The sequence below is a fragment of the Pseudomonas sp. JV414 genome (genome assembly GCF_032424305.1).
Taxonomy (GTDB): Bacteria; Pseudomonadota; Gammaproteobacteria; order Pseudomonadales; family Pseudomonadaceae; genus Aquipseudomonas; species Aquipseudomonas lini.
Genome location: NZ_VYKC01000021.1, coordinates 362642 through 389179, shown reverse-complemented (window position 1 = coordinate 389179; position 26538 = coordinate 362642). Strand labels below are relative to the sequence as shown.

Genomic DNA, 26538 nt, shown 5'->3' with positions numbered 1-26538 from the left:
AGGGCGCCCAATAATCACTCAAACAGCGTTCTGGCCCGCCACTAGACCGCGGGCCAGGCACACTGCCTTATAAACCCTGCTCTACAAATGGAACAGTCAGGGCCAATGCGGTATCCAGTGCGCCAGCGTCAATACCACCGCCCTGCGCCATGTCTGGACGACCACCGCCCTTCCCGCCCACTGCCGCAGCAGCCTGTTTCATCAAATCACCGGCTTTGAGTTGGCCAGTCAGGTCTTTGGTCACGCCTGCAACCAGAACGACCTTTTCCTCATGGACACTGCCGAGCAGGATCACTGCGCGGCCGAGTTTGTTTTTCAATTGATCGACCAGCGCCAGCAGCGCTTTGCCGTCCTGACCGTCCAGACGCACGGCCAGCACTTTCACGCCTTTGACGTCCAGGGCAGAAGCCGACAGATCGTCGCCCGCCGCGCTGGCTGCCTTGGCCTGCAACTGCTCGAGTTGCTTCTCCAGCAGACGGTTGCGCTCCAGCACAGCCGACAGCTTGTCGATCAGGTTATCGCGGCTGCCCTTGACCAGGTTGGCCGCTTCCTTGAGTTGTTCTTCAGCCGCGTTCAAGTAGGCCAGCGCTGCTGCGCCGGTCACTGCCTCGATACGACGCACACCGGAGGCCACACCGCCTTCGCTGATGATTTTCAGCAGGCCGATGTCGCCGGTACGGTTGGCGTGAATACCGCCACACAGCTCGACGGAGAAATCGCCGCCCATGCTCAGCACGCGAACGCTGTCGCCATACTTCTCGCCGAACAGCGCCATGGCGCCTTTTTGCTTGGCGGTTTCGATGTCGGTTTCTTCAGTTTCAACTTCAGAGTTCTTGCGAATCTCGGTGTTGACGATGTCTTCCAGCGCCTTCAACTGCTCAGGCTTGATTGCTTCGAAGTGGCTGAAGTCAAAGCGTAGACGCTGACTGTCGACCAACGAGCCTTTCTGCTGAACGTGCTCGCCCAGTACCTGACGCAATGCCGCGTGCAGCAAGTGAGTGGCGGAGTGGTTCAGCGAAGTCGCGTGACGCACTTCGGCATCGACATGAGTCTCCACCGGAGCACCTACGATCAGGCTGCCCGATGCCAACACACCGTGATGCAGGAATGCGCCGCCGGTCTTAGTGGTGTCGCGTACGTCAAAGCGCGAAGCACCGGCCTGCAGGAAGCCGCAGTCGCCGATCTGACCGCCCGATTCAGCATAGAACGGGGTCTGATTGAGAACGACCACGCCCTCTTCGCCTTCGCTCAGCACGTCAACCGATTGCCCTTCTTTATAGAGAGCAACGATTTTGGCGGAACCGCTATGAGCGGTGTAACCGGTGAATTCGGTGGCCACATCAACCTTGACCAGGCTGTTGTAATCCATGCCGAAGGAGCTGGCGGAGCGAGCACGGACGCGCTGGGCTTCCATTTCGCGTTCGAAGCCTTCCTCGTCGATGGTCAGGCTGCGCTCGCGAGCGATGTCGCCGGTCAGGTCCATCGGGAAGCCGTAAGTGTCGTAAAGCTTGAACACCACGTCGCCCGGCACCACGTCGCCTTTGAGTTCGGCCAGATCCTGCTCGAGGATCTTCAGGCCCTGCTCCAGGGTCTTGGCGAATTGCTCTTCTTCGGCTTTCAGGACGCGCTCGATGTGCGCCTGTTGGGATTTCAGCTCTGGGAACGCTTCGCCCATCTCGGCGACCAACGCCGCAACGATCTGGTAGAAGAAGCTGCCCTTGGCACCCAGTTTGTTGCCGTGACGGCAAGCGCGACGAATGATCCGGCGCAGCACATAACCGCGACCTTCGTTGGACGGCAGCACGCCGTCGGCAATCAGGAAGCCACACGAACGAATGTGGTCAGCCACGACTTTCAGCGAAGCCTGAGCATCGTTGGTGCAACCGATGGCCTTGGCCGATGCAATCAGCAGGCTCTGGAACAGGTCGATTTCATAGTTCGAGTGAACGTGCTGCAGCACGGCACTGATCCGCTCCAGGCCCATGCCGGTGTCCACCGACGGCGCTGGCAACGGGTGCAACACGCCATCGGCGGTGCGGTTGAACTGCATGAACACGTTGTTCCAGATCTCGATGTAACGGTCGCCGTCTTCTTCCGGCGAGCCCGGTGGGCCACCCCAGATGTCGGCGCCGTGATCATAGAAAATCTCGGTGCAAGGACCGCACGGGCCGGTATCGCCCATGGTCCAGAAGTTGTCGGAAGCGTACGGCGCGCCTTTGTTGTCGCCGATGCGAACCATGCGCTCGGCTGGCACGCCGATGTCTTTGGTCCAGATGTCGTACGCCTCGTCATCGCTGGCGTAGACGGTGACCCAGAGCTTTTCTTTAGGCAGGTTCAGCCACTTCTCGGAGGTCAGGAAGTTCCAGGCGTAGGTGATGGCGTCACGCTTGAAATAATCACCGAAGCTGAAGTTACCCAGCATTTCGAAGAAGGTGTGGTGACGGGCGGTATAACCGACGTTTTCCAGGTCGTTGTGCTTGCCGCCGGCGCGCACGCATTTCTGGCTGCTGACAGCGCGGGTGTACGCGCGCTTTTCCTGGCCCAGAAAGCAGTCCTTGAACTGGTTCATCCCCGCGTTAGTGAACAGCAGGGTTGGGTCGTTGCCCGGAATCAAAGAGCTGGAGGCTACACGGGTGTGGCCTTGCTCTTCGAAGAAGCGAAGGAAGGCTTCACGGATTTCTGCGCTTTTCATTAGGTTCTTCCACGGAGGCTGCGGCCAAAGGCCTGTGCGAAACGTCAACAGACGAAGCGACGGCAAAGGGCCGCATTATATCGGCCCTGCGCGCGGGGTACAGCGTGTTTATACGATAGAAACGGTCAATTGGACCGCTAACGCGATCAGATGCGGGAAAACTCGACGAATGTCGCGACGACTTGCTCGATTTGCGCACGACTGACGTCCATGTGCATGACCATTCGCAGACGACCGGCAGCGCTGAGTTTGATCCCGCGTGTCGCGGCAAAGGCCTTGATCGCTTCAGCCTTGTCGCCCATCTGCACGTAAACCATGTTGGTCTGCACTGGCTCGACCTCATAGCCCGCTGCGCGCAGGCCTTCGGCCAGCATTTGTGCGTTGGCATGGTCATCGGCCAAGCGCTGAATATTATTATCCAGCGCATAAAGCCCTGCCGCGGCGAGAATCCCGGCCTGACGCATGCCGCCACCGACCATCTTGCGCAGACGTCGCGCCTTGGCGATCAACTCGGCCGAGCCGCACAACACCGAACCGATCGGCGCGCCCAGACCTTTGGACAGGCAGACCGAAACCGAATCGAAATGCTGAGTGATCTCCCGGGCATCGACACCCAACTTGACCGCCGCGTTGTAGAGCCGCGCGCCATCCAGATGCAGCGCCAAGCCGTTTTCATAAGTGAAACGGCGTGCCCGGGCCAGATACTCCAGCGGCAGTACCTTGCCCTGCATGGTGTTTTCCAGCGCCAGCAAACGGGTGCGGGCGAAGTGGAAGTCATCCGGCTTGATCGCGGCGGCGACCTGCGCCAGATCCAGCGAACCATCGGCCTGCACTTCCAGCGGCTGCGGCTGGATCGAACCGAGCACTGCCGCGCCGCCCCCTTCGTACTTATAGGTGTGAGCCTGTTGTCCGACAATGTATTCGTCACCGCGATCGCAGTGGGCCATCAGGCCCAGTAAGTTGCTCATGGTACCTGTCGGGACAAATAGCGCCTCGGTAAAACCCAGTCGTTTTGCCAGTTCGGCTTCCAGGCGGTTGACCGTCGGATCTTCGCCATAAACGTCGTCACCGGTGGCAGCATTCGCCATCGCGTCGAGCATCCCTGCGGTCGGTTGGGTGACGGTGTCGCTGCGAAGATCGATAACGCTCATGAATCTGGCCTCGGTAAGCAGGGAAAATCCCTTTCAGGATGGAATTACTGCGGTCATGTCGGCGAATAATCAAGCCTTGAACGAGGAAAAGGCACGTTACTCCTTGAGAAGCACAATCCATGTGGGAGCGGGCTTGCTCGCGAAGGCGGACTGACAGTCAACATTTGCGTTGAATGTTAAACCGCTTTCGCGAGCAAGCCCGCTCCCACAGGTTCTGCATTTTGATTGACCGGTATTGGACATGCACACCCCGAAAATATGTGTTAAAAACGCTTCGCCGCCAAACAATCTGGCGGCAAAACGTTCTCAGGGCGGGGTGTAACTCCCCACCGGCGGTAATTGCGCGCAATGCGCATAGCCCGCGAGCGCTTGGCGACAGGCACGGCAATGGCTGTGATGGCGGCAAGGTCAGCAGACCCGGTGTGATCCCGGGGCCGACGGTCATAGTCCGGATGAAGAGAGAACGGGATTGGCACCAAAGGGTCGTCCGCAGGCATTCGTGCGAGCGTGTGTACCCTTAAATCCCATTCGATTCATAACGCCCTGTTTTTCACACAAACAGGAGTCAGAACATGCAACCCACCGCAATCGATAGCAAAAGCAAAAACCATCAGGGCGAGCGCGTCGCGTTCATCCAGGCCTGCTGGCACAAGGAAATCGTCGATCAGAGCCGTAAAGGCTTCGTCGCCGAAATGATTGCTCAGGGTTATCAGGAGTCGGACATCGATTTCTTCGAAGTCGGCGGCGCCTTTGAGATTCCGCTACACGCCAAACTGCTGGCCAAGTCCGGCCGTTATGCCGGCATCGTCGCAGCAGGCCTGGTGGTCGACGGCGGCATCTATCGCCACGAATTCGTCGCCCAGTCGGTGATCAGCGGCCTGATGCAGGTTCAGCTGGAAACCGAAGTGCCGGTGTTCTCGGTGGTTTTGACCCCGCACCACTTCCATGCTGGCGAAGAACATCAGAAGTTCTTCTTCGAGCATTTCGTGCATAAAGGTCAGGAAGCGGCGAAGACTTGTGCGGATACGCTGCACAAGATGCGTGCGTTGCGTCGCAGCGAGCCCCGCGCGGTAGCTGTCTAAACACAAAACCTGTGGCATGGGTGAGGTCTTTGGCTTCACCCAAATCAACTGTGGGAGCGGGCTTGCTCGCGAAAGCGGTTTAACATTCAACGCATTTGTTGACTGTCAGTCCGATTTCGCGAGCAAGCCCGCTCCCACATTTGTTATGTGTCGTGCTTAAGCGAGGTTTTCGTCGGTGGTCGGCACGATCAGGATGCCGGCGCGCAGGCCGTTCTTGACCCTGGGGTTCGGGAAGATGATACGGGCGCCCTTCTCTTCGATGATCCAGCGGGTATTGGCGATATCCTCGGCCAGCACATACCCCACTTTCAACTCCGAAAAGTTTTCGATATCCGCCGGCAGGTTCAGGCGGAAGCTATCGCTGTGCTTGATGACTTCCCGCGCGACGCTGAACAGCTGCAAGCCATCCAGCCCTTCGTCGGTGATTGGCGGCTCGGTGCCTTCGATGATCTGCTTCAGACGGGTTTCAAGAAGACTGACGTTAACCCCATCGTTCTGCCCGAACGGCCGGGCCTTGCCCAGTTCCAGGGTGAAGGACTCGGCATCGAGCTTGTCGTAGGTGTAGGAGCTGAAGACGATGGAAGGCTTGTTCTGCAACAGCACCGCTTCCATGCCCGCGGCACGCAGGCGAGCCAGTTCCAGGCGTGAATGCTGACGACCTTCTTTCCAGGGGTACAAGGCGAACTGCTCGATTTTCGAGCCACGGATTGCCGTGTGCAGGTCGTAGTGCAGGCGATTGCGGTCCGGCAGGCTGAAGAAAGTCGCCGCCAGCCGCTCCAGCTCACAAGCGCGCAAGGCCTCGGAACCGCTGGTTTGTTCGTGACGACCGTTGAACAGCCGATTGACGTCCTGCTCGATAAAACGTTCGCCGCGGCGGATAGCCTCGGGATTGCCGAACAGAAACAGGATACGTGCGCGCGGCTTCAAGTCACCGCGGGCGATGTCATGCAACAGGCGATCGAGCAGCTCGATCGGCGCTGTTTCGTTACCATGGATGCCGGCCGAGAGCAGCAGGTCCAGGCCGTTGTCGCGAGCTTCAGGTGGCCGGACTTCCAGCGCACCTTCGCTCAACCAGCGCATCCGCACGCCTTCGACAGTCAGTTGAGTCTTCTCCGCCGGTTCGCGGCCGGCGAGGGTCAGTTCAAGCAGTTTGCCGAGGGCGAGCATAGAGCGGTTTCCTTAGTGGTCGTGATTGCAATCCGGGCCGTGCACGTGGTCCTCATCATCACCGACGTCAGCCGGCTCCATCTCCAGTTGCAGACTTACCAGATTAGTCGCCAATGGGCGCAGCAGCAGGTTTGCGTATTCAGCATCACCTTCTTCGACGTCCACGCCGATCAGCAACTGGCCGCGGCCGTCCTGCTGGATCCACAGCTCTTTGCCTTGCCACATGACCGCGACGCGGGTGCAGGAAGTTTCCAGTTGCGTGCCGTCGGTGTCTTCAAGGATCAGCTGCAGGGTATCGCTCATGTTTTACGCTCTCGTCTGGAGATAGCGCGGCGCATTCAATTCATGCGCCGACTTTCAATTGATCTGGAATGGATAAACCGCGCCCAGTTTAAGGATTTGCGTCAGTTCATCCAGTGCCGTCCGGCACTCAAGCAGCAATTGCGGGTCCGCGAGATCGTTTTCGGTCATGCGGTCGCGGTAGTGCTTGTCGACCCATTCGGTCAATGTGCCGTACAACGGTGCCGTCATGATAACCCCTTGGTTGACGGCCGCCAGTTCGGTTTCGTTAAGCGCGACGCGTAACCGCAGGCAAGCCGGGCCACCGCCGTTCTGCATGCTCTGCTTGAGATCGAAAACTTTCACTTCGCGGATCAGGCCGCCAGAGCTGGTCAGGCCTTGCAGGTACTGCCAGACACGCTCGTTGCCACGGCATTCTTCCGGCACGATCAATAGCATGGAGCCGTCAGGACGCGACAGCAGCTGGCTATTGAACAGGTAGGAACGAACAGCGTCTTCCACGGTGACCGCGGAACGCGGTACGCAGATCGACTGAAATTTCCCACCGACTTTTGCGAGTTTGCCGTGCAGTTCAGCGAGCATCTGCTCGGTGTCGAGGAAGGCATCCTCGTGATAGAACAGCACTTCGCCGTTACCCACCGCGATTACGTCGTTGTGGAACACGCCCTGATCGATCACCGAAGGGTTCTGCTGGGCATAGACCACGCCGTCATCGCTCAAACCGTGCAGACGCGCAACGGCCTGGGACGCTTCGAGCGTCTGGCGTGCCGGGTACTTCTGCGGATTCGGGTAACGGGTGTCGAACGCACTGCGACCGAACACGAAAAACTCGACGCCAGCTTCACCGTAGTCACGGCAGAAACGGGTGTGGTTGGCCGCGCCTTCGTCACCGAACTGCGCCACGGCGGGCAAAGCAGCGTGGTGAGCAAAGTGCTTCTGATCGGCGAACATCGCCCCCAGTACGCGGCTGGTGGTCGGGTGTTCGATGCTGCGGTGGTATTTGCAGTTCAGGTTGGCGGCGGTGAAGTGCACGCGACCATCCGCGGTATCGGCACTCGGGCTGACCGTGGCGGCGTTGGCCACCCACATGCTCGACGCCGAGCAACTGGCAACCAGCAGCGGCATGGCATCTCTAGCGGCGCGCTCGATTACCTGAGCATCGGTACCGCTGAAACCCAGGCGGCGCAGTGCGGCTACGTCCGGACGTTCTTGTGGCGCCAAAACGCCTTGCTGAAAGCCCATCTCCATCAGCGCTTTCATCTTCGCCAAGCCTTGCAGCGCGGCTTCCTTCGGGTTCGAAGACTGCTGGCTATTGCTCTGGGACGCGACGTTGCCGTAGGACAGGCCGCCGTAGTTATGGGTCGGCCCCACTAGACCGTCAAAATTGACTTCATAGGATTTCATCAGCGAGGCTCCACGAGAATCTGTTGTTATAGGCATCAGTAACTAACTGTTCAGTGCGACCGAGTCGCGGCCATCGCGGGCAAGCCCGCTCCCACAGGATTAGCGGTGTACACAGATTTTGTGTTCGACGCAGACTCTGTGGGAGCGGGCTTGCCCGCGATTGGGCGTTACGCCATCTTCACGCCAGGCGTCAAAGCAGCAGGCAACACCAAGTTCGGGGTTTCCAGCGAAGCCACCGGGTACGCGCAGTAATCTGCGGCGTAGTAGGCGCTGGCGCGATGGTTACCCGATGCACCGACACCGCCGAATGGCGCGCTGCTCGCAGCACCGGTCAGCTGCTTGTTCCAGTTGACGATACCGGCACGGCTTTCCAGCCAGAACTGCTGGTAACGCGCTTCGGAATCCGACAGCAGACCGGCCGCCAGGCCATAGTCGGTGTCGTTGGCTTCAGCGATCGCCGCTTCAAAATCAGCGTAGCGGATCACTTGCAGCAGCGGACCGAACAGCTCTTCGTCCGGGCGATCGGCAACCGCCGTCACGTCCAGAATGCCAGGGGTCAGCAACGCTGCCTGAGCCTGGGGCTGAGTCATTTCCAAAAGCGTCACTGCGCCGTTGGCCAGCAGATGTTCTTGCGCGTCCATCAGCGCTTTCGCAGCGCCGAGGGAAATCACCGAGCCCATGAACGGCGCTGGTTGCTGATCGAACGCACCGACTTCAATCGTCGAGCTGACCGCTACCAGTCGCGCCAACAGCGTATCGCCCCAGGCGCCTTGCGGCACCAGCAAGCGCCGGGCACAGGTGCAACGCTGACCGGCAGAAATGAATGCCGACTGAATGATGGTGTAAACGGCGGCATCGAGGTCCGCAACCTGATCCACCACCAGCGGGTTGTTGCCGCCCATTTCCAGCGCGAGGATCTTGTCCGGGCGACCGGAAAACTGCTTGTGCAGGTGATTGCCGGTACGACTGGAACCCGTGAAGAACAGACCGTCGATGCCCGGGTTCGCCGCCAGGGCGATACCGGTTTCGCGAGCGCCTTGCAGCAGGTTCAGCACACCGGCCGGCAGACCGGCTTCGATCCAGCACTTGACCGTCAGCTCGGCAACTTTCGGCGTCAGCTCACTCGGTTTGAACAGCACACTGTTACCGGCCAGTAGCGCCGGCACGATGTGACCGTTCGGCAAGTGACCGGGGAAGTTGTAAGGGCCAAACACCGCCACCACACCGTGCGGTTTGTGGCGCAACACCGCAGTGGCGTCGCCCAACGGGCCGCTCTTCTCGCCGGTACGTTCGCGGTAGCTCTGCACCGAGATGGCAATCTTGTTGACCATGCTGGTGACTTCAGTCGCCGCTTCCCACAGGGGTTTACCGGTTTCTTCACCGATGGTGCGAGCCAGCTCGTCAGCGTGATTTTTCAGCGCAGCGGCAAAGGCTTCCAGCACGCTGATGCGTTCTTCCAGGGTACGGCGAGCCCAGCCCGGGAACGCCTGACGTGCAGCTTGCACAGCCGACTCGACCTGACCGGTCGAGGCACCTTCGCCGGCCCACAGCACTTGCTGGGTCACCGGGTTTACCGATTGAAAGGTTTCACCCTGACCAGCCAGCCATTCACCGGCGATGTATAGCGAATTCATTATTTCGACTCCCGAGCAGCAGACAACGGAACGGCGCGCACTTGATCGCCAGCGTTGAGTTGAAGACGTTTGGCGGTCAGCGGATCGACCACCAAAGTGCCGGCGGCGAAGCGTGCTGGCGCGGCAGTGATCCGGCAGTCTTCGCGCTTACGGTTATGAATCAGGAACGGCGTGGCGTCGTCACCCGGGGTGCCGATGGCCAGCACCAGCGCCTGGCTGTCACGCACCGCGCGAATCTTGGCGGTTTCGCATTCCACCGCAGGACCGGCATCGAAAATATCGACGTAGCCTTGGTAGCTGAAACCTTCGCTTTTGAGCATCGACAGCGCCGGCTCGGTGTCCGGGTGAACCTGGCCGATCACGTTGCGCGCATCTGGCGACAGGAAGCAGGTGTACAGCGGGAATTTCGGCATCAGTTCGGCGATGAACGCCTTATTGCCCACGCCAGTGAGGTAATCGGCCTGGCTGAACTCCATCTTGAAGAAGTGCCGACCCAGGCTTTCCCAGAACGGCGAACGCCCGACGTCATCGGACACACCGCGCATTTCGGCAATGATCTTGTTGCCGAACAGTTGCGGGAACTCGGCGATGAACAGCATCCGCGCCTTGGCCAACATGCGGCCGTTGAGGCCAGTGCGGAAATCGGCGTGCAGGAACAACGAGCACAGTTCAGAGTTGCCGGTCAGGTCGTTGGCCAGGAACAACGTCGGAATTTCGCGGTAGATGTTCAGCTCTTGCGAGGCGCTGACGGTCAGGCCTACGCGGAAGTTGTACCAGGGCTCACGCAGCCCAACGGCGCCGGCGATGGCGGAAATGCCCACCACGCGGCCGTTGTCGTCTTCGAGCACGAACAGGTAGTCCGCATCGCCCCGCCCGGCTTCGCCGCGGAAGGTCTTCTCGGCCCAGCCGACCCGATGGGCCAGACGCTCTTCGTTGGCCGGCAAGGTGGTCAGGCCGGTGCCGGTGCTGCGGGCCAGGTCGATCAGAGCGGGTAAATCGCTGCTGCGTACGGGACGAACGATCATGCTATCTCCTCAAACGGGCCGCTTGAGCCACCCGTGAAACTCGCTGCTTTACTAAGCATTCACTCTTTATAGGCATAGCAGCAGGCGTTAAACCGCCACCAGGCGCACGCTGGCACCTTCACCGACGCCCAAGGCTTCGGCCGCTTCAAGATCCAGGGTCACGGGTTTGCCCGGCGCGTAATCGAGCTCAAGCAAAACGGCGCGGTAATCCTGCAACTGGGCGTTGGCCACCAGATATTGACGACCGGCACCTTTGACCGGCTCACCGATTTTCACCGGGACTACACGGCTCTGGGCGATCGAACGGATCCCCGAGACGCGGGCATGCAGGGTCGGGCCACCGTCGAAAATGTCGATGTAGTGATCGGTCTCGAAGCCTTCGCGCATCAGGATGTCGAAAGTGATCTGCGCTCGTGGGTGCACCTGGCCCATCGCCTCTTGAGCGGAGTCCGGCAGCAATGGCACGTAGATCGGGTAATGCGGCATCAGCTCGGCCAGGAACGTGCGGCTTTTCAGGCCACACAGACGCTCGGCAGCGGCGTAGTTGAGGTCGAAGAAGTTGCGACCGATGGCATCCCAGAACGGCGAGTCGCCATTTTCGTCGCTGTAACCAACGATCTCGGTCACCACCGAATCGGCAAAGCGTTCCGGGTGGCTGGCCACGAACAACAGGCGACCACGGGAATTGAGCTCCGCCCAAGGCGAACCCACCAACTCCGGCTTCACGTAGAAACTGGTCAGCAAGCTGTTGCCGGTCAGGTCGTGACACTGGGATAGCACATGGATCTTGTTGTGAATCTTCAGCTCGCGGGAGGCGTGCACGAAAGTTTCGTTACGAAAGCTGTAGAACGGCTCGGAATAACCGGCCGAGGCAACGATGGCCGAACAGCCGACCAGTTTGCCGATGGCCGTGTCTTCAAGGACGAAGAAATAGCTCTCTTCACCGTTGAAGCTGACTTCGGCGGCGAACGAGGCTTCGCTCGCGGCGATCTTGTCGCTCAGGCGTTCAACGTCATCCGGCAAGGAAGTGACACCAATCGGGCTGTCCGCAGCCAGACGCTGTACCTCGCCCAGATCAGCCATTTGCGCGGGGCGCATCACCAGCATGGTGTCACTCCTTTCTCATTTAACACTTTTAGGAAAAATAACCGGGCTGTCATTGAAGACACTCGGACTAATGTGGGAGCGGGCTTGCTCGCGAAAGCGGTGGGTTAGTCGACATCAGCGCTGTCTGACCCACCGCTTTCGCGAGCAAGCCCGCTCCCACATTTAATCCGGTCCGGCATAAAATTGGTTCGACGCCTGAACAGTTCAGGCGTCGAAGGGACTATCAGGCTTGCGTCAGTTTTGCTGCGGCGCGTTCGAAACGGTCCAGACCGGCATCGATATCGGCGTCTTCAACCACCAGGCTTGGCGCGAAACGAATCACGTCCGGGCCGGCTTGCAGAATCATCAAGCCTTCACGCTCGGCGGCGTTGAAGATGTCTTTGGCCTTGCCTTTCCAGGCATCGTTCAACACGCAACCGAGCAACAGGCCCAGACCGCGGACTTCAGTGAAGAGGCCGTACTTCTCGCCGATCTGCTCAAGACGGGTCTTGAACTTGTCGTGCTTGGCATTGACGCCGTTCAGCACTTCAGGCGTGTTGATGACATCGATCACCGCTTCAGCGACAGCGCACGCCAGCGGGTTGCCGCCATACGTGGTGCCGTGGGTGCCGACGACCAGGTGTTTGGCCAGGTCTTCGGTGGTCAGCATCGCTGCGATCGGGAAACCGCCGCCCAGGCTCTTGGCGCTGGTCAGGATGTCCGGGGTCACGCCGTAATGCTGATAGGCGAATAGTTTGCCGCTGCGGCCCATGCCAGTCTGAACTTCGTCGAAAACCAGCAGCGCGTTATGCGCGTCGCACAGTTCACGAGCACCTTGCAGGTAAGACAGCTCGGCCGGCAATACGCCGCCTTCGCCCTGGATCGGCTCCAGAACCACTGCGCAGGTCTTGTCGGAAACAGCGGCTTTCAGCGCGGCCAGATCGTTGTAAGGCACGTGGGTGATGCCAGTGATCTTCGGACCGAAGCCGTCGGAGTATTTCGACTGGCCACCGACGTTCACGGTGAACAGGGTACGGCCGTGGAAGCTGTTGAGCGCGGCAACGATTTCGTACTTCTCGGTACCGAAACGGTCATGGGCCACGCGACGGGCCAGCTTGAAGGCGGCCTCGTTGGCTTCGGCGCCAGAGTTGCAGAAGAACACGCGCTCGGCAAAAGTGGCGTCGACCAGCTTATGGGCCAGGCGCAAGGCCGGCTCATTGGTGAACACGTTGGATACGTGCCACAGCTTGTTCGCTTGCTCGGTCAATGCAGCGACCAGCGCCGGATGCGCATGGCCCAATACGTTAACGGCAATCCCGCCGGCGAAGTCGATCAGCTCGCGGCCAGACTGGTCCCAAACACGGGAACCGGCACCACGCACAGGAATGAAAGCGGCTGGCGCGTAGTTGGGAACCATTACCTGGTCAAAATCGGCGCGTTCTACCGCAGCGTGCTCAACGGACATCGGAGTCTCCTGAAGAGGAACACTCGCCTGAAACTGGCGAGCGATGAGGGGATTGTAAGGACAGTTTTCAGCCCGGCCTTGCCGCCAAGCGACAACTTCTTATAGCGCAAACACAGGTTTGGCCCGGGTTTACGGCAATGCGACAAATAGGGTCGCAAAGGCGCAGTTTAAACTGCCTGCGGGGTTTGCGGCAGGTTGCGAGGATCTTACTCATCCGGATTTTACAGTGGCGGTATATATGTACCGCACGTCGCTGGCGCTCATGGTGTTTTCTGAGGTCTTCCTAACGCCAACGGCAACCTTCATGAGCCTTACTAACGAAAATCCGGACGCTATCCATCTCGATCCGATGCCACCCTTCAACAGGGACACCCATTACCAGCATCTGATAAGCGTCATCCCCCGCTGGCTTACGCAGGCCACCCCGCAAAAGCGCGAAGCCATGAGCAAGGCCAAACCTCGCCTGCCGGCCGGCCTCAACAACGCGCCCCGCAGCCAACACGCCGAGTTACGCACACTCAATGCCTTGCACTGGCAAGCGCAGAACCGCGTCGATCAGTCGCTGGCCAAGGTGAAAAATGCCAAGGACTTTGCCGAACCGTTGCTGGTTGCAGCGCTGAAGGAGCGCTTCGGCCTGGAACTGGACGTCCACCAAACCTTTTTGCGTCTTTATATTCCCGCCCATATCCCATGGCTGGGGCTGAAGTCGGGCGCGGCACGCATCTGGACGGTGTCGCTGTTGGACGCCGCGCTGCACAACTTCGAAAGCAGCGAGACCAGAGACGACGCCTTTGAGCCCGCCTCGACCTACATCAGTGCACCTTCTTCTGCGGGGCATTTCGATGAACTGCCGCACGTCCTGCTAAAAATTCCCATCACGGCATTCACCCAACTGTGCCGGGAACTGGACATTGGCGAGCACTACAAAACGTACCTCGAAGAAAACCTCGGCATCAGCAACCCGGTGGTCGCGGCGACCCTGCAACCCAGAGTCCGCGACAGCCAGAAAGCGGCCCTCAGCGCCGCCCTGCAAATGGCCTACATGCAAAACAAGCTTGGCGGCGATGTCCATCGCCTGATCCTTGGCTTACTCGATGGCCAGCAACATCTACGTCTACGCGGACAGGCATGGGATTGTCATGAACTGACGATCATGAATGTACGGCTGACTGGCATCGTGCTGTTTGCCCCGGATCTGGAACGCGCGCGAGAAGTGGTCCGGGTAGTGGCCTATATCCCCGACGACCCCGAACACCCGATCAAGGAATATGCCTCTACAGGCGCATTCGCCCAGGAGCTGACCCAGCGTTTGCGCAGTCATGACTATCAACAGTTCTTCAGCCGCTTTATCGATCATGAGGCTCGTGGGCATTTCTTCGCTCAGTTAAACGACCGACTTGTTCCCATCACCTGGCAACCGGTTCAACCTGGCGACCCACGCCCCACCTGGAGAGAAAAACCAGACCAGCGCGCCAACCTGCAAATGACGACGACGCCGATCAGAGGCGATCTGTGGGTTCATCTCTATCAGCGCAAACTCGACAAGATCCTCAACGATGCCCGAGTCATTGCGGTATCCACGGCGACGGTCGATCAGAAAGCCCGCTGGGCATTATGGGACTCCTTCACGCAAATCGCCTCGACACTGCTAAACATCGCAGCCTTTGTCGTCCTGCCGTTCGTGCCTTTTCTCGGCGAATTGATGCTGGCTTACATGGCGTACCAGCTACTCGACGAAACCTTCGAAAGCATCGTCGACTGGGCAGAAGGCCTGACAACCAAGGCCTTCGAGCATTTCATGGGGGTCATTGAATCCGCCGTGCAACTGGGCACTTTTGCGGTGGGTGGCGTGATCGCGGCGGGAGAGTTTCGTGCGGTCCTGCCCCGGGAAATTGTTCAGTTCATCGACCGGTTCCATTCGGTCAAAACACCCCAGGGTGAAAGTCGCTATTGGAAGCCAGATCTGAGCACCTATGAACAGCCCGGCACACTTCCTCAGGCTGCCAGACCCGATGAACTCGGGCTGTACCGCCACGACGGCAAAACCCTGTTGTCACTGGACAATAAACCCTACGCCGTCAGCCAGGACCCCGTGACCGGTGAGCACCGCATCGATCACCCGAGCCGTCCTGAAGCCTATAAACCCGCACTCAAACACAATGGCGCCGGAGCCTGGCAGACCGCACTCGACCAGCCGTTGAGCTGGGATCAAGCCACCGTGCTGCGCCGCCTCGGCCCAGACATGGAACGATTCGCACCCTCGGTGCGTGAACGAATGCTGCAGATCAGCGGCTGCCACGAGAATGCCTTGCGCAAGATGCATGTGAATACCAGCCAGATGCCTGCGCTGCTCGCCGACACACTGAAACGCTTCAAGATCGATCAGGACATCCAGACCTTCATCGAACTGATCGGCAGCGAACAACCGACCGACTACCTGAAAGCCGACCCTATCACGCAACTGGAACTGCTCTGCGACAACGGTTACTGGCCGGCCGAAAAAGGGCTGCGCCTGGTCGACAGCAAAGCACAGACCCTCTGGGAACGCGGTGCCGTCGGCCAACCCATGGTTCAGGTTAATCAGGCGCACCTCAGCAACGGCGACCTGATCCATGCGCTACTGCTGACCCTGGGGGAAAACGAAACCAGAACGCTGATGGGTGAGTCCTTCGGCACGCCGTCCCCCAGTCTCGGTACCCGCGCCCGCACACTGCGCCGGACACTGGTTACGCTCGCCGAGGGCAAGCGAGAAACCCTGTTCGACAATCGATACCGCCGACTCGATCGCGCCACCTCTGGGCTGGCGCAAAAACTCATCGACGCCGAACACGGTTTGCCGAGCAGCGTGGCAGATGCACTGCTGCAAACCGCCAGCGATCAAGAGCTGCAACAACTTGAGCGCGGCACCTTGTCCAAACGCCTCGCACAGCTCACCCGTGAAGCCCGGGAACACGTCAGGATCACACGGGCTTACGAAGGCTTGGAGATCCCCTCAAGCGCCAACAACCCCGACACCGATCGACTGGCCCTGCACACCCTGCAGCGACTGCCTGGCTGGTCGGGACAATTGCGCCTGGAAATCCACGAATACGCCCATGGCGGACGCCTGCTCGACAGTATCGGCAATGCCGATGCGCCCATTCGTAAAGTGCTCGTTCTGAACGCAGATGGCAGCTATCAGGCCTTTGACGATGCAGGCCTTGAGCTCAGCGGCGCGAGCACGTTCTATCTGGATTTATTGCAGGCACTGCCGGACAGCGAGCGCTCGGCGCTAGGCATCCACATTGGCGAAGGTGAAAAACTCAAACGGATGATTCGCACCCATGCTCTGAACCGCAATGAACTGCACTCGGTCCTGGCGCAACACCCAATCCTGAAGCCCATCTACGATCCAACCGTCATGCGCTTGCTCGGCGGCACGGATGGCTACCATCGCGCACCGTTCGGTACGCCGACCTTACAAGCCCGCGCCCATAGGCTATTCCCCCACTTGTCAGCCGAGGAACTGCAAGCCTTTGTCGAACGCCTGCAACGGCACCCGACGGGGCCACGGGCAGAGCTGACCCGACTCATGGCCGAACACGCGCGACTCACCAATGACCTGCACCTCTGGCGTAACGAAATCCCACTGTTCATGCCGGACACCCAAGCCAGAGTCACCCCTGAACAATTCAGCATTCAGCAGCGAAATCGCCGGCACCTGGTAAACGAATTACTCGACTGCTGGCATCAACAAGCCTCACCGCACCTTGGTGAGGATCATGTGGTCGAATTCCGTTTTTCCCAACCGATAGTGGGTGAGCTTCCGATGCTCGGCGAGGGCTTCAGTCACGTGACAAGCCTGTCGCTGGATGGCCATATCGCAACGCGCGGGATGCCTGATTTTTTGCGAGGATTCTCAGACTTGCGTCGCCTGGCCTTGCGCGGTTTCAGGCTGAATCGCCTTCCGCAAGCCATTGTGCAATCGCCGAACCTGACCGAACTGATTCTCAGCGACTGCGCCATTACCCTCACGCCACAGAGCTACACCACCCTGTCAGCGCTGAACAAACTGGTGATTCTGGACCTGTACAAGAACCCGCTGGAGCTGATTCCCAATGTCGAGCACATGCCGCAGCTGCGCTACATCGATGTATCGGAGACCGGTATCTCCAACTTCCCACCCAGTGTGCTGACCCGGCCACACCTTCGAACCGTTCTGCTTAATGATAACCGCATCCAGGAACTGCCCACCGCGCTCTTCGATCTCCCCAACACTGTCAGAGATGGCTTCGACCTGGGCGGTAACCCGCTTTCGGCCGCGACTCGCGAACGCATAAAAAGCCATTTCGGGCGCACGCGCCAGGATTTCGGGGTGTTTGCCGAACAGGCTGATGTCAATCGGGTTCAAGCGCTGTACCCGTCTATGGATCAGGAAGAAGCCAGTGAGTTTATCTATCTGCAGCCCGGTACGCTGGCCGATGGCAGGGTGGAGATCACGCGCCTGGAAACCGAACTCAGCACCCTCAGCAACGACCTGTCAGCCTGGACAGCAGACGTACCGGCGATACACCCGGTGAGCGATGCCCCTTTCACCGCGCAGGAGCTACTCGAAGAACATTCGATCCGGGATGAATTCAAACGGATCGTGGAACGTTGCTGGCGCCGGCAAACCGATCTGGACCACTTCAATCAGCAACTTCGACCCACCTACGAGCTGACCCTGCCCACCATCATTACCGGCAACCTGCCGACGATGCAGGCAGACTTCAGTCATGTCTCGCTGCTGTATCTGCACAGTGATGAACGGCTGACCGGGGTCGGGCGTTTTCTGGAGAGTTTTCCTCGCCTCAAGGGGTTGACCATCCGTAACTACCGACAGCAGACCCTCCCCGAGCCGATTTTCAGAATGGGCGATCTGACCGCATTGTCGATGACCGATTGCCAACTCACCCTGACGGCGCAAAGTGCACTGGAACTGGCACAGATGGAGCGGCTTGACTACCTGGACCTGAGCGACAACCCGCTGGGTGCCACACCCGACGTGAGCCAGATGTCCCGTCTCACGACCCTGTTGCTGAACGACACCGGCATTGCCGAATTGCCGCCAGGCCTGTTGCAACTCAAATTCCTGGACACCGTGGATCTGAGCGCAAACGCGATCACCCACATACCCGCCGATATTCTGGAATTGCCGCTGGAGGTCGGTGAGAGCATCAATCTGAGGGGCAATCCGCTGTCAGAGGAAAGTGTACAAACGCTGATCAGTTATTTCAGGCAGACAGGTGTCGACTTCGGTGTCGATGCAGTCATGGATCAAGCGGAAATGGAGGTGTCGTCGTCCGAAGGCTCTGACGTCGATGAGTGATCGACGTCAGGTTTAACAACGAGGTCATCCGCGCTCTGACGGCACCGACGACAACTCGAACGGGCTGCTGCTGCGCCGCTGGTTGCGATCTTCCCGCGGCGTGGCGCCGAAGAAGTTGCGGTAGGCGCTGGAGAAATGCGGCCCCGAAGAGAAGCCACACGACAGGCCGATCTGGATGATCGACTTGCTGGTTTGCATCAACATCTGCCGGGCCTTGTTCAGGCGCAATTCCAGGTAGTACTGGCTCGGCACACGGTTGAGGTATTGCTTGAAGATCCGCTCCAGCTGCCGACGCGATACGCACACATGCTGAGCGATTTCGTCGGTGGTCAGCGGCTCTTCGATGTTGGCTTCCATCAGCAACACCGCTTGGGTGAGCTTCGGATGGCTGGAGCCCAAGCGGTTCTGCAATGGAATGCGTTGGCGCTCGCCGCCTTCACGGATGCGTTCGACAACCAGTTCTTCTGAAACCGCACCGGCCAGTTCCGCGCCGTGATCACGGGCCAGCACTGCCAGCAGCAAATCGAGCACCGACATGCCGCCGCACGCAGTGAGGCGATCGCGATCCCAGTCAAACAGGTGACTGGTGGCAATCACCTTCGGAAAACGTTCGGTGAAATCGTCCTGCCAGCGCCAATGCACGGCAGCGCGGTAACCGTCGAGCAAACCCAACTGCGCCAAGGGGTAAACACCGGCCGACAAACCGCCGATCACACATCCGGCTCGCACCAGTTGTTTCAGCCCACTGCTGAGTGCTGGCGCAAGTGAAGTCGGCGGCTCATCGGCGAGCAGGAACAGTTTCTGGAAATTTTCGAGCTTGCCGGCCCACGGCTCACCCGGCAATTGCCAGGCGCCTTCGGTCGGCGGTTCGGCCTGCAAGAACGACAGTTCGTAAACAACGTCCGGGTGCACACGCTGGGCAACACGCAAGGCCTCCTCAGCCAGCGTAAGCGTCAGAGCTTTAGTGCTGGGCCAAATCAGGAAACCAATTCGATGGGCAGTCATGGCGGGCAATCCGAAACGAAGAACAGAATGAAGGCATGGGCCAAGGCTAGCCCGTAAATGAACACAAATTTCAAAACCGACAAAAATCAAATGTGGGAGCTGGCTTGCCGCCCCCCCCCTGTAGGAGCTGTCGAGTGAAGCGAGGCTGCGATCTTTTGATCTTGAAAATCAAAGTCAAAAGATCGCAGCCTTCGGCAGCTCCTACAGGGAATCGTAGCCAGCCTTCAGGCTACGAAGCATGCACTATCCCTGTGCACAACGGCAGTCCTGATTATTTCAAGCTGCCGGACAAAAATTGTTGCAAACGCTCAGACTGCGGATTCACCAGCACTTCGCGCGGGTTGCCGCTTTCTTCGACGACGCCTTTGTGCAGGAACACCAACTGGTTCGACACTTCACGGGCAAAGCCCATTTCGTGCGTCACCACCACCATGGTCCGGCCTTCCTGCGCCAGGGCCTGCATGACTTTCAGCACGTCACCGACCAACTCAGGGTCGAGGGCCGAGGTCGGTTCGTCGAACAACATCACCTCAGGCTCCATCGCCAGCGCACGGGCAATCGCCACACGCTGCTGCTCGCCGCCGGACATGTGGCCAGGGTAAGCGTCTTTGCGATGAGCAACGCCGACCTTGTTCAGGTAGTGCTCGGCCTTTTCACGGGCTTCGGCCTTGGACATGCCGAGCACGTGGACCGGCGCTTCCATGATGTTTTCCAGCGCGGTCATGTGCGACCACAGGTTGAAATGCTGGAACACCATCGACAGGCGCGAACGCATGCGTTGCAGCTGTTTCGGGTCGGCGGCTTTCAGCGCGCCGTCCTTGTTGGCGACCAGTTTCAGCTCTTCGTTGTTGAGCAGAATCTTGCCCGCGTGCGGCTGCTCGAGCAGGTTGATGCAGCGCAGGAAAGTACTTTTGCCGGAGCCACTGGAGCCGATGATGCTGATCACATCGCCAGCCGCCGCTTTCAGGGACACACCCTTGAGCACTTCGTGACTGCCATAGCGTTTATGCAGGTCTTGGACTTCAAGTTTGTACATGCGGTCGGTTCTCACAAAAACAGTCAGTCAGTCGTTGAGCAAGCGCCCGTGACGCAGCGCTTCGCGCCCCGCCACCTTGGCCAGCCAGAAACCGGGTTGGGCATAACGCAGCCGTTCAATGGCAAACAGCACCCCGGACGTACCAGCACACACCGTGCTGACCCGATCCGATAACGGATCGATCACTTCAAAAATCTCGTCGCCCGCTTCAACCCACTCACCGGGTTTACGCAGAAAACTCACCACGCCAGGATGCGGAGCGAACAGCAATTCGGTGCCTTCGAACGGCATGCCTTCGCAAGCCTCTTGCGCAGGTTTTGGCCATTCGCCGCTGATCAAACCCTGCTCGGCAAGGAACGCCAGAATGCCTTCGGCGTGAGCCTCTGCCTCTGGGCGACCGGTATCAGATTGGCCACCCAACTCGATGGTCGTCGCCAAGCAGGCCAGTGGAATCTGGGCATCCGGAAACAGACGCGACAGACGCAGCCACGGCAGCGAGCACGCTTCGTCAAAGGAGCTGCCGCCGGAATCTTCCGCCAGCAGCCCAACCTTGACGTTCAAGTGCGCAGCCAGCGAACGCCAGTGCGGCCAGTGTTGCGGCAAGGCGTACATGTGCAGTGCCGCTTCGCAATCGCAATGCAAATCCAGCACCACATCGGCGGTGCAAGCATGGCTGAGCAAAATGCGCTGCATGCCTTGCAACTGACTCGCGGCAGGCGGCAATGCAGCCAGCACATCGCTCATGGTTTCACGGATCAAACGGATATTGGCGTGAGGATCGTCACCCAGATGCCCTTGCAGCTCAGCGGCCACGGGCTCGCTCAGCTCAACGAAATCCCGGTTGAAGTTCTTGCCGCTGCCGGCTTCAAAACGCCCTTGATGGTTACCCTGAAGCAATTGACCGAGGCCCAGTGGATTGGCCACCGGCACCAGTTCGATCACACCGTTCAGCAAGCCTTGGGCTTCGAGTTCGGTCAGGCGCTTTTTCAGCTCCCAGGCCGTGCGCATCCCCGGCAGTTCATCGGCGTGCAGGCTGGCCTGGATGTAGGCCTTGCGCTCGCCAGCACCGAAGCGGAACACCGAAATCCGGCGTTCGCTGCCCAGGTGGCTCCACGGCAATGCATGATCGATGCGTTCCATATCAGTGCTTCCGCGGGGCCAGATAGCCCAGCCAGCGGTGCTCGGCCATTTTGAACAGGCGCACCAGAATGAACGTCAGGCACAGGTAGAACACGCCGGCGGTGATGTAGGCTTCGAACGGCAAGTAGAACTGAGCGTTGACCGTGCGCGCGGCACCGGTGATGTCGATCAGGGTCACGATGGACGCCAGACTGGTGGTCTGCAGCATCATGATCACTTCGTTGCTGTATTGCGGCAATGCCCGGCGCAGGGCCGATGGCAGCAGGATCCGCTTGTACATTTTGAAGCGCGACATGCCCATGGCCTTGGCCGCTTCGATCTCGCCGTTCGGCGTGGCGCGCAGGCTGCCGGCGATGATTTCGGCGGTGTAGGCGCTGGTGTTGATGGCGAAGGCCAGGCACGCACAGAACGTGGCGCTGGACAGCCATGGCCAGAGGAAGCTTTCACGTACTGCTTCGAACTGCGCCAGACCGTAGTAGATCAAAAACAGCTGCACCAGCATCGGCGTGCCGCGGATCACGTAAGTGAACAGCCAGGCACTCATATTGACGACGGCGTTCTTGGAAACGCGCATCAGCCCCAGCGGCAGTGCCGCCAACAGGCCGAAGAACAGCGACAGCGCGAGCAATTTAAGGGTGGTCACCAGGCCGCCGAAGTACAGCGGCAAGGCCTCCCAAATGACGTTGTAGTCGAAGATCATAGATCAGCCGCCCTTACGCCTACCGAGTAGCGCTTCTCAAGGTGACGCAATGCCAGCAACGAGACGCTGGTAATTACCAGGTACATCGCCGCCACTGCGAGGAAGAAGGTGAAAGGCTCGCGGGTAGCGTCTGCCGCCTGCTTGGCCTTGAACATCATGTCTTGCAGACCGACCACCGAAATCAGCGCGGTCGCCTTGGTCAATACCAGCCAGTTGTTGGTGAAACCCGGAATCGCCAGACGAATCATCTGCGGCACCAACACCCGGAAAAACACCTGAAAACTGCTCATGCCGTACGCCATGCCGGCCTCTGCCTGCCCCTTCGGGATTGCCATGAAGGCGCCGCGGAAGGTCTCCGACAGGTACGCACCGAAGATGAAGCCCAGGGTGCCGATACCGGCGGCCAACGGGTTCAGGTCGATGTAGTCGTCATAGCCGAGCATCGGCGCGACGCGGTTGAGCAAGTCCTGGCCGCCGTAGAAAATCAGCAGGATCAGCACCAGATCGGGAATACCGCGTATCACCGTGGAATACAGGTCGCCCAGCCAGGCCAGCCAGCGTATTGGGGACAGACGCAGCGCAACGCCGATCAGACCCAGAACAATGGCCAAGACCATGGACGACAAGGCGAGCTGAAGCGTCAGCCATGCGCCATCGAGGATGACAGCCCCGTAGCCTTTCAACATGATTCAGGTCCTCGAAAGTTGGGATGAAAAAATGGCGCAAACCTCAGAGATCCTGTTGCTTGCGCCATTTCGGACTTGTTGCGGGGACGATTACTTGCCGTAGATATCGAAGGCGAAGTACTTGTCCTGGATTTGCTTGTACTTGCCGTTCTCACGAATGGCAGCGATCGCGGTGTTGATCTTGTCTTTCAGCGCGTCGCCCTTGCGAACCGCGATACCTACGCCGTCGCCGAAGTATTTGACGTCGGTGAAGGCCGGGCCAACGAAGGCGAAACCTTTGCCGGCGTCGGTTTTCAGGAAACCGTCATCCAGCAAGGTCGCGTCTGCCACGGTGCCGTCGAGGCGACCGGCGGCCACGTCGAGGTAGATTTCGTTCTGCGAACCGTAAGGCTTGATCTCTGCACCCAGCGGGGCCAGGACTTCGCGGGCGAAACGCTCGTGGATCGAACCACGTTGCACGCCGATGTTCTTGCCCTTCAACTCAGCCAGGCTGTCGCTGACTGGAGTGCCGGCCTTCATGACCAGGCGAGCCGGGGTGTTGTAGTACTTATTGGTGAAGTCCACGGACTTCTTGCGGTCTTCAGTGATCGACATGGACGACAGGATCGCGTCGATCTTGCGCACTTTGAGTGCCGGGATCAGGCCGTCGAATTCTTGCTCGACCCATACGCACTTGACCTTCATCTCTTCGCACAGGGCGTTGCCGATGTCGTAGTCGAAACCCACGATGCTGCCGTCCGGCGCCTTGGAGGCGAACGGAGGGTAAGCTGCTTCGATACCGATTTTTACGGGCTTGTCATCGGCGAAGGTCGGCAGGGACAGCACGGACAGTGCCAGGGCGCCAAGCAGCACAAGTTTCTTCATCTTGGGACTCCATCGGTAAAGGGCAAAAACGGCAGAGTGAGCGACAGCCCAATATGCGAATGGGTTAAACGGCTGCGTCCTACGAACCGTGCGCTGATTTCAACGCAGGCAACGACGAGCGAGTGATCGGCATTCTAACGACAGGTCCGAAGCCGATATTTCTTCAATGCGACAACAAATTACAGATGCACTGAGAATGCGGGTTAAGCGCGTTGACAGCCTTGCAATTTCATGCAAGAGCAAAAGACAGTGAACCGATCTATATTGCAAATTGCGGGCCTATTATTGGCAAACCCTTCTAATCCGGCAAGCGCAGCGTTGTGTCTTATTTTTCATGCCGGGTTGAGAGGCCCTGAAACAGGGCTTTGCGTTTCCCAATGCCTCGTTGCCGGGCGTGTGGTTACACATTCGGTAACTTGAAGGGTGATGGGTAACAGTGGGAATTGACCTACGGCGGACACCGATAATTATTGGTGGAAGATCAACATCAAAAGATCGCAGCCTTCGGCAGCTCCTACGCCGAACGCATTCCCTGTAGGAGCTGCCGCAGGCTGCGATCTTTTGATCTTCAACAACAAAAAGCCCCACCAGGCTCAACACCTGGTGGGGCTTCGATGACTCAAGAACCGCTGTTAAGCGACGTTCATGGTCTTGTGCGTATCAATCAAATGCTGCACCACACCCGGATCCGCCAGGGTCGAAATATCCCCCAACCCATCGTATTCGGCCGTGGCAATCTTGCGCAGAATCCGGCGCATGATCTTGCCCGAACGGGTTTTCGGCAGTCCCGGCGCCCACTGAATCACATCCGGCGAAGCAATCGGGCCGATCTCTTTACGCACCCAGTTTTTCAACTCCAGGCGCAGCTGCTCGCTCGTCTCTTCGCCAGCGTTCAATGTGACATAGACATAGATGCCCTGCCCCTTGATGTCGTGCGGCACACCGACCACCGCCGCTTCGGCGACTTTCGGGTGAGCGACCATTGCGCTTTCGATCTCGGCAGTACCCATGCGGTGCCCGGAAACGTTGAGCACGTCGTCCACGCGACCGGTGATCCAGTAGTAACCGTCCTCGTCACGACGCGCACCGTCACCGGTGAAGTACATGCCACGGAAGGTCTTGAAGTAGGTATCGACGAAGCGGTCATGGTCGCCGTACAGCGTGCGCGCCTGACCTGGCCACGAATCGAGAATCACCAGGTTACCCTCGGCCACGCCTTCGACGATGTTGCCCAGGTTGTCGACCAACGCTGGCACCACACCGAAGAACGGACGCGCCGCAGAACCAGGTTTCAGCGCGTGAGCGCCCGGCAACGGGCTCATCATGTTGCCGCCGGTTTCGGTCTGCCACCAGGTATCGACGATCGGGCAACGGGACTTGCCCACATTCTTGTAGTACCAGTCCCACGCTTCCGGGTTGATCGGCTCGCCGACCGAACCCAACAGACGCAAGCTGCTGCCATCGGCACCTTCAACGGCGGCGGTGCCCGAGGCCATCATCGCGCGGATCGCGGTTGGCGCCGTGTAGAGGATGTTGACCTGGTGCTTGTCGACGATCTTCGCCACCCGGGTGATGTCCGGATAGTTCGGCACGCCTTCGAACAGCAATGTGGTCGCGCCGTTGGCCAGCGGGCCGTAGACGATGTAACTGTGGCCGGTGACCCAGCCGACGTCGGCGGTGCACCAGTAGATTTCGCCCGGACGGTAGTCGAACACACGCTCGTGGGTCATCGCCGCATACAGCAGGTAACCGCCGGTGGTGTGCTGCACGCCCTTCGGCTTGCCGGTGGAACCGGAGGTATAAAGGATGAACAGCGCTTCTTCAGCGCCCATCTCTTTCGGCGCGCAGACACTGCCCGCCACTTTCATCAGGTCTTCGTACCAGATGTCGCGATGCTGGTTCCACTTGATGTCGCCACCGGTGCGCTTGCACACGATGACTTTCTGAATGCTGCTGGTTTCCGGGTTGGTCAGCGCGTCGTCGACGTTGGTCTTCAGCGGGATTTTCTTGCCGGCACGAATGCCTTCGTCAGCGGTGATCACCACTTTGGATTTGCAGTCGATGATCCGGCCAGCCAGGGCTTCCGGCGAGAAACCACCGAACACTACCGAGTGAATCGCGCCGATCCGGGTGCAGGCCAGCATGGCGACCACGGCTTCGGGGATCATCGGCATATAAATCGTCACCACGTCGCCGCGGTGCACATCTTGGCCACGCAAGGCGTTGGCGAACTTGCAGACTTGTTCGTGCAGCTCGCGGTAGGTGATGTTGCGGCTTTCGGCAGGGTCATCCCCTTCCCAAATAATCGCGATTTGATCGCCGCGCTCGGCCAGATGACGGTCGAGGCAGTTGTAGGAAACGTTCAACGTGCCGTCGGCGAACCATTTGATGTCGACATGGTGATCGTCGAAGGACGTCTGCTTCACCGTGGTGAAAGGCTTGATCCAGTCGAGGCGCTTGGCTTGTTCACGCCAGAAGCCGTCCGGGTTGACGACCGACTGCTGGTACATGGCCTTATAGGTGGCCTCGTCAGTCAGCGTGTTGGCTGCTACCTCGGGACGAACGGGATACAAAGAAGCCGCACTCATCTTTCTTACCTCGGTGGAATAGTTGTTTTTGTATGGCCCCAGTTGTAGCCGGGCGGGGCCTATAGAACCATTCGACGATGGTAGTAACAAGCCCCTACAAAATGTGGCTATACCGCGACGAGGCGCTCAAACCCGGCTATCAGGGCCCTCGTAGGAGCTGTCGAAG

Annotated in this window: 18 protein-coding genes and 1 riboswitch; of the genes, 2 read left to right on the top strand and 16 right to left on the bottom strand. The window is 59.2% G+C overall.

Annotation, left to right across the window (positions count from 1 at the left end):
* Nucleotides 1–67: 67 nt before the first annotated feature.
* The gene (gene alaS, locus F6R97_RS23835) at nucleotides 68–2692 is read right to left on the bottom strand and encodes an alanine--tRNA ligase (RefSeq protein WP_038979428.1); all 2625 of its coding nucleotides are present in this window, start codon (nucleotides 2690–2692) and stop codon (nucleotides 68–70) included.
* Between the two features lie 146 nt (nucleotides 2693–2838).
* Entirely contained in the window at nucleotides 2839–3843 is a 1005-nt protein-coding gene (ltaE, locus tag F6R97_RS23830) for a low-specificity L-threonine aldolase (protein ID WP_315867188.1), read from the bottom strand.
* Between the two features lie 298 nt (nucleotides 3844–4141).
* Nucleotides 4142–4312, top strand: a riboswitch (FMN riboswitch).
* Between the two features lie 103 nt (nucleotides 4313–4415).
* Between ltaE and F6R97_RS23825 the strand changes: the two genes are divergently transcribed.
* Entirely contained in the window at nucleotides 4416–4925 is a 510-nt protein-coding gene (locus F6R97_RS23825) for a 6,7-dimethyl-8-ribityllumazine synthase (protein WP_008071834.1), read from the top strand.
* Between the two features lie 156 nt (nucleotides 4926–5081).
* Here F6R97_RS23825 and astE read toward each other — a convergent pair whose 3' ends face one another.
* From astE to F6R97_RS23790, 7 genes are all read right to left on the bottom strand, one after another.
* A complete protein-coding gene (gene astE, locus F6R97_RS23820; protein WP_038979426.1) occupies nucleotides 5082–6092 on the bottom strand; it encodes a succinylglutamate desuccinylase in 1011 nt (336 codons plus the stop codon).
* A 12-nt stretch (nucleotides 6093–6104) separates the two neighbouring features.
* Nucleotides 6105–6395 carry a hypothetical protein gene (locus tag F6R97_RS23815; protein WP_007904718.1) on the bottom strand — a complete coding sequence of 97 codons (291 nt, stop codon included), beginning with the start codon at nucleotides 6393–6395 and terminating at the stop codon, nucleotides 6105–6107.
* 54 nt (nucleotides 6396–6449) lie between these two features.
* Nucleotides 6450–7796 carry an N-succinylarginine dihydrolase gene (gene astB, locus F6R97_RS23810; RefSeq protein ID WP_315867187.1) on the bottom strand — a complete coding sequence of 449 codons (1347 nt, stop codon included), beginning with the start codon at nucleotides 7794–7796 and terminating at the stop codon, nucleotides 6450–6452.
* A 167-nt stretch (nucleotides 7797–7963) separates the two neighbouring features.
* Nucleotides 7964–9433 carry a succinylglutamate-semialdehyde dehydrogenase gene (gene astD, locus F6R97_RS23805; protein WP_315867199.1) on the bottom strand — a complete coding sequence of 490 codons (1470 nt, stop codon included), beginning with the start codon at nucleotides 9431–9433 and terminating at the stop codon, nucleotides 7964–7966.
* Nucleotides 9430–10455 (bottom strand): arginine N-succinyltransferase, encoded by a 1026-nt coding sequence (gene astA, locus F6R97_RS23800; protein ID WP_038979423.1) that lies wholly within the window; start codon nucleotides 10453–10455, stop codon nucleotides 9430–9432. The genes astD and astA overlap by 4 nt, the downstream gene beginning before the upstream one ends.
* A gap of 87 nt (nucleotides 10456–10542) precedes the next feature.
* Complete coding sequence (aruF, locus tag F6R97_RS23795) at nucleotides 10543–11562, bottom strand: arginine/ornithine succinyltransferase subunit alpha (RefSeq protein WP_315867186.1); 1020 nt, start codon at nucleotides 11560–11562, stop codon at nucleotides 10543–10545.
* Between the two features lie 223 nt (nucleotides 11563–11785).
* The gene (locus tag F6R97_RS23790) at nucleotides 11786–13006 is read right to left on the bottom strand and encodes an aspartate aminotransferase family protein (RefSeq protein WP_038979422.1); all 1221 of its coding nucleotides are present in this window, start codon (nucleotides 13004–13006) and stop codon (nucleotides 11786–11788) included.
* 304 nt (nucleotides 13007–13310) lie between these two features.
* Between F6R97_RS23790 and F6R97_RS23785 the strand changes: the two genes are divergently transcribed.
* Complete coding sequence (locus F6R97_RS23785; RefSeq protein ID WP_315867185.1) at nucleotides 13311–18353, top strand: dermonecrotic toxin domain-containing protein; 5043 nt, start codon at nucleotides 13311–13313, stop codon at nucleotides 18351–18353.
* A 24-nt stretch (nucleotides 18354–18377) separates the two neighbouring features.
* On the opposite strand, the gene argR is transcribed toward F6R97_RS23785, so the two are convergent.
* From argR to acs, 7 genes are all read right to left on the bottom strand, one after another.
* Nucleotides 18378–19358: a transcriptional regulator ArgR gene (gene argR / locus F6R97_RS23780; protein ID WP_038979420.1), complete on the bottom strand. Its 981-nt coding sequence runs from the start codon at nucleotides 19356–19358 to the stop codon at nucleotides 18378–18380.
* A 271-nt stretch (nucleotides 19359–19629) separates the two neighbouring features.
* Nucleotides 19630–20394, bottom strand: a complete 765-nt coding sequence (locus F6R97_RS23775; RefSeq protein ID WP_046042317.1) for an ABC transporter ATP-binding protein — start codon at nucleotides 20392–20394, stop codon at nucleotides 19630–19632.
* 27 nt (nucleotides 20395–20421) lie between these two features.
* Nucleotides 20422–21534, bottom strand: coding sequence for a M14 family metallopeptidase (locus tag F6R97_RS23770; protein ID WP_048394169.1), 1113 nt, complete (start codon nucleotides 21532–21534; stop codon nucleotides 20422–20424).
* 1 nt (nucleotide 21535) lies between these two features.
* The gene (locus F6R97_RS23765) at nucleotides 21536–22234 is read right to left on the bottom strand and encodes an ABC transporter permease (protein WP_038979418.1); all 699 of its coding nucleotides are present in this window, start codon (nucleotides 22232–22234) and stop codon (nucleotides 21536–21538) included.
* Nucleotides 22231–22920 carry an ABC transporter permease gene (locus F6R97_RS23760; RefSeq protein ID WP_007904805.1) on the bottom strand — a complete coding sequence of 230 codons (690 nt, stop codon included), beginning with the start codon at nucleotides 22918–22920 and terminating at the stop codon, nucleotides 22231–22233. The genes F6R97_RS23765 and F6R97_RS23760 overlap by 4 nt, the downstream gene beginning before the upstream one ends.
* Nucleotides 22921–23010: 90 nt before the next feature.
* Nucleotides 23011–23784, bottom strand: a complete 774-nt coding sequence (locus tag F6R97_RS23755) for an ABC transporter substrate-binding protein (RefSeq protein ID WP_038979417.1) — start codon at nucleotides 23782–23784, stop codon at nucleotides 23011–23013.
* 632 nt (nucleotides 23785–24416) lie between these two features.
* Nucleotides 24417–26372 (bottom strand): acetate--CoA ligase, encoded by a 1956-nt coding sequence (gene acs / locus F6R97_RS23750; RefSeq protein WP_038979416.1) that lies wholly within the window; start codon nucleotides 26370–26372, stop codon nucleotides 24417–24419.
* Nucleotides 26373–26538 lie beyond the last annotated feature (166 nt).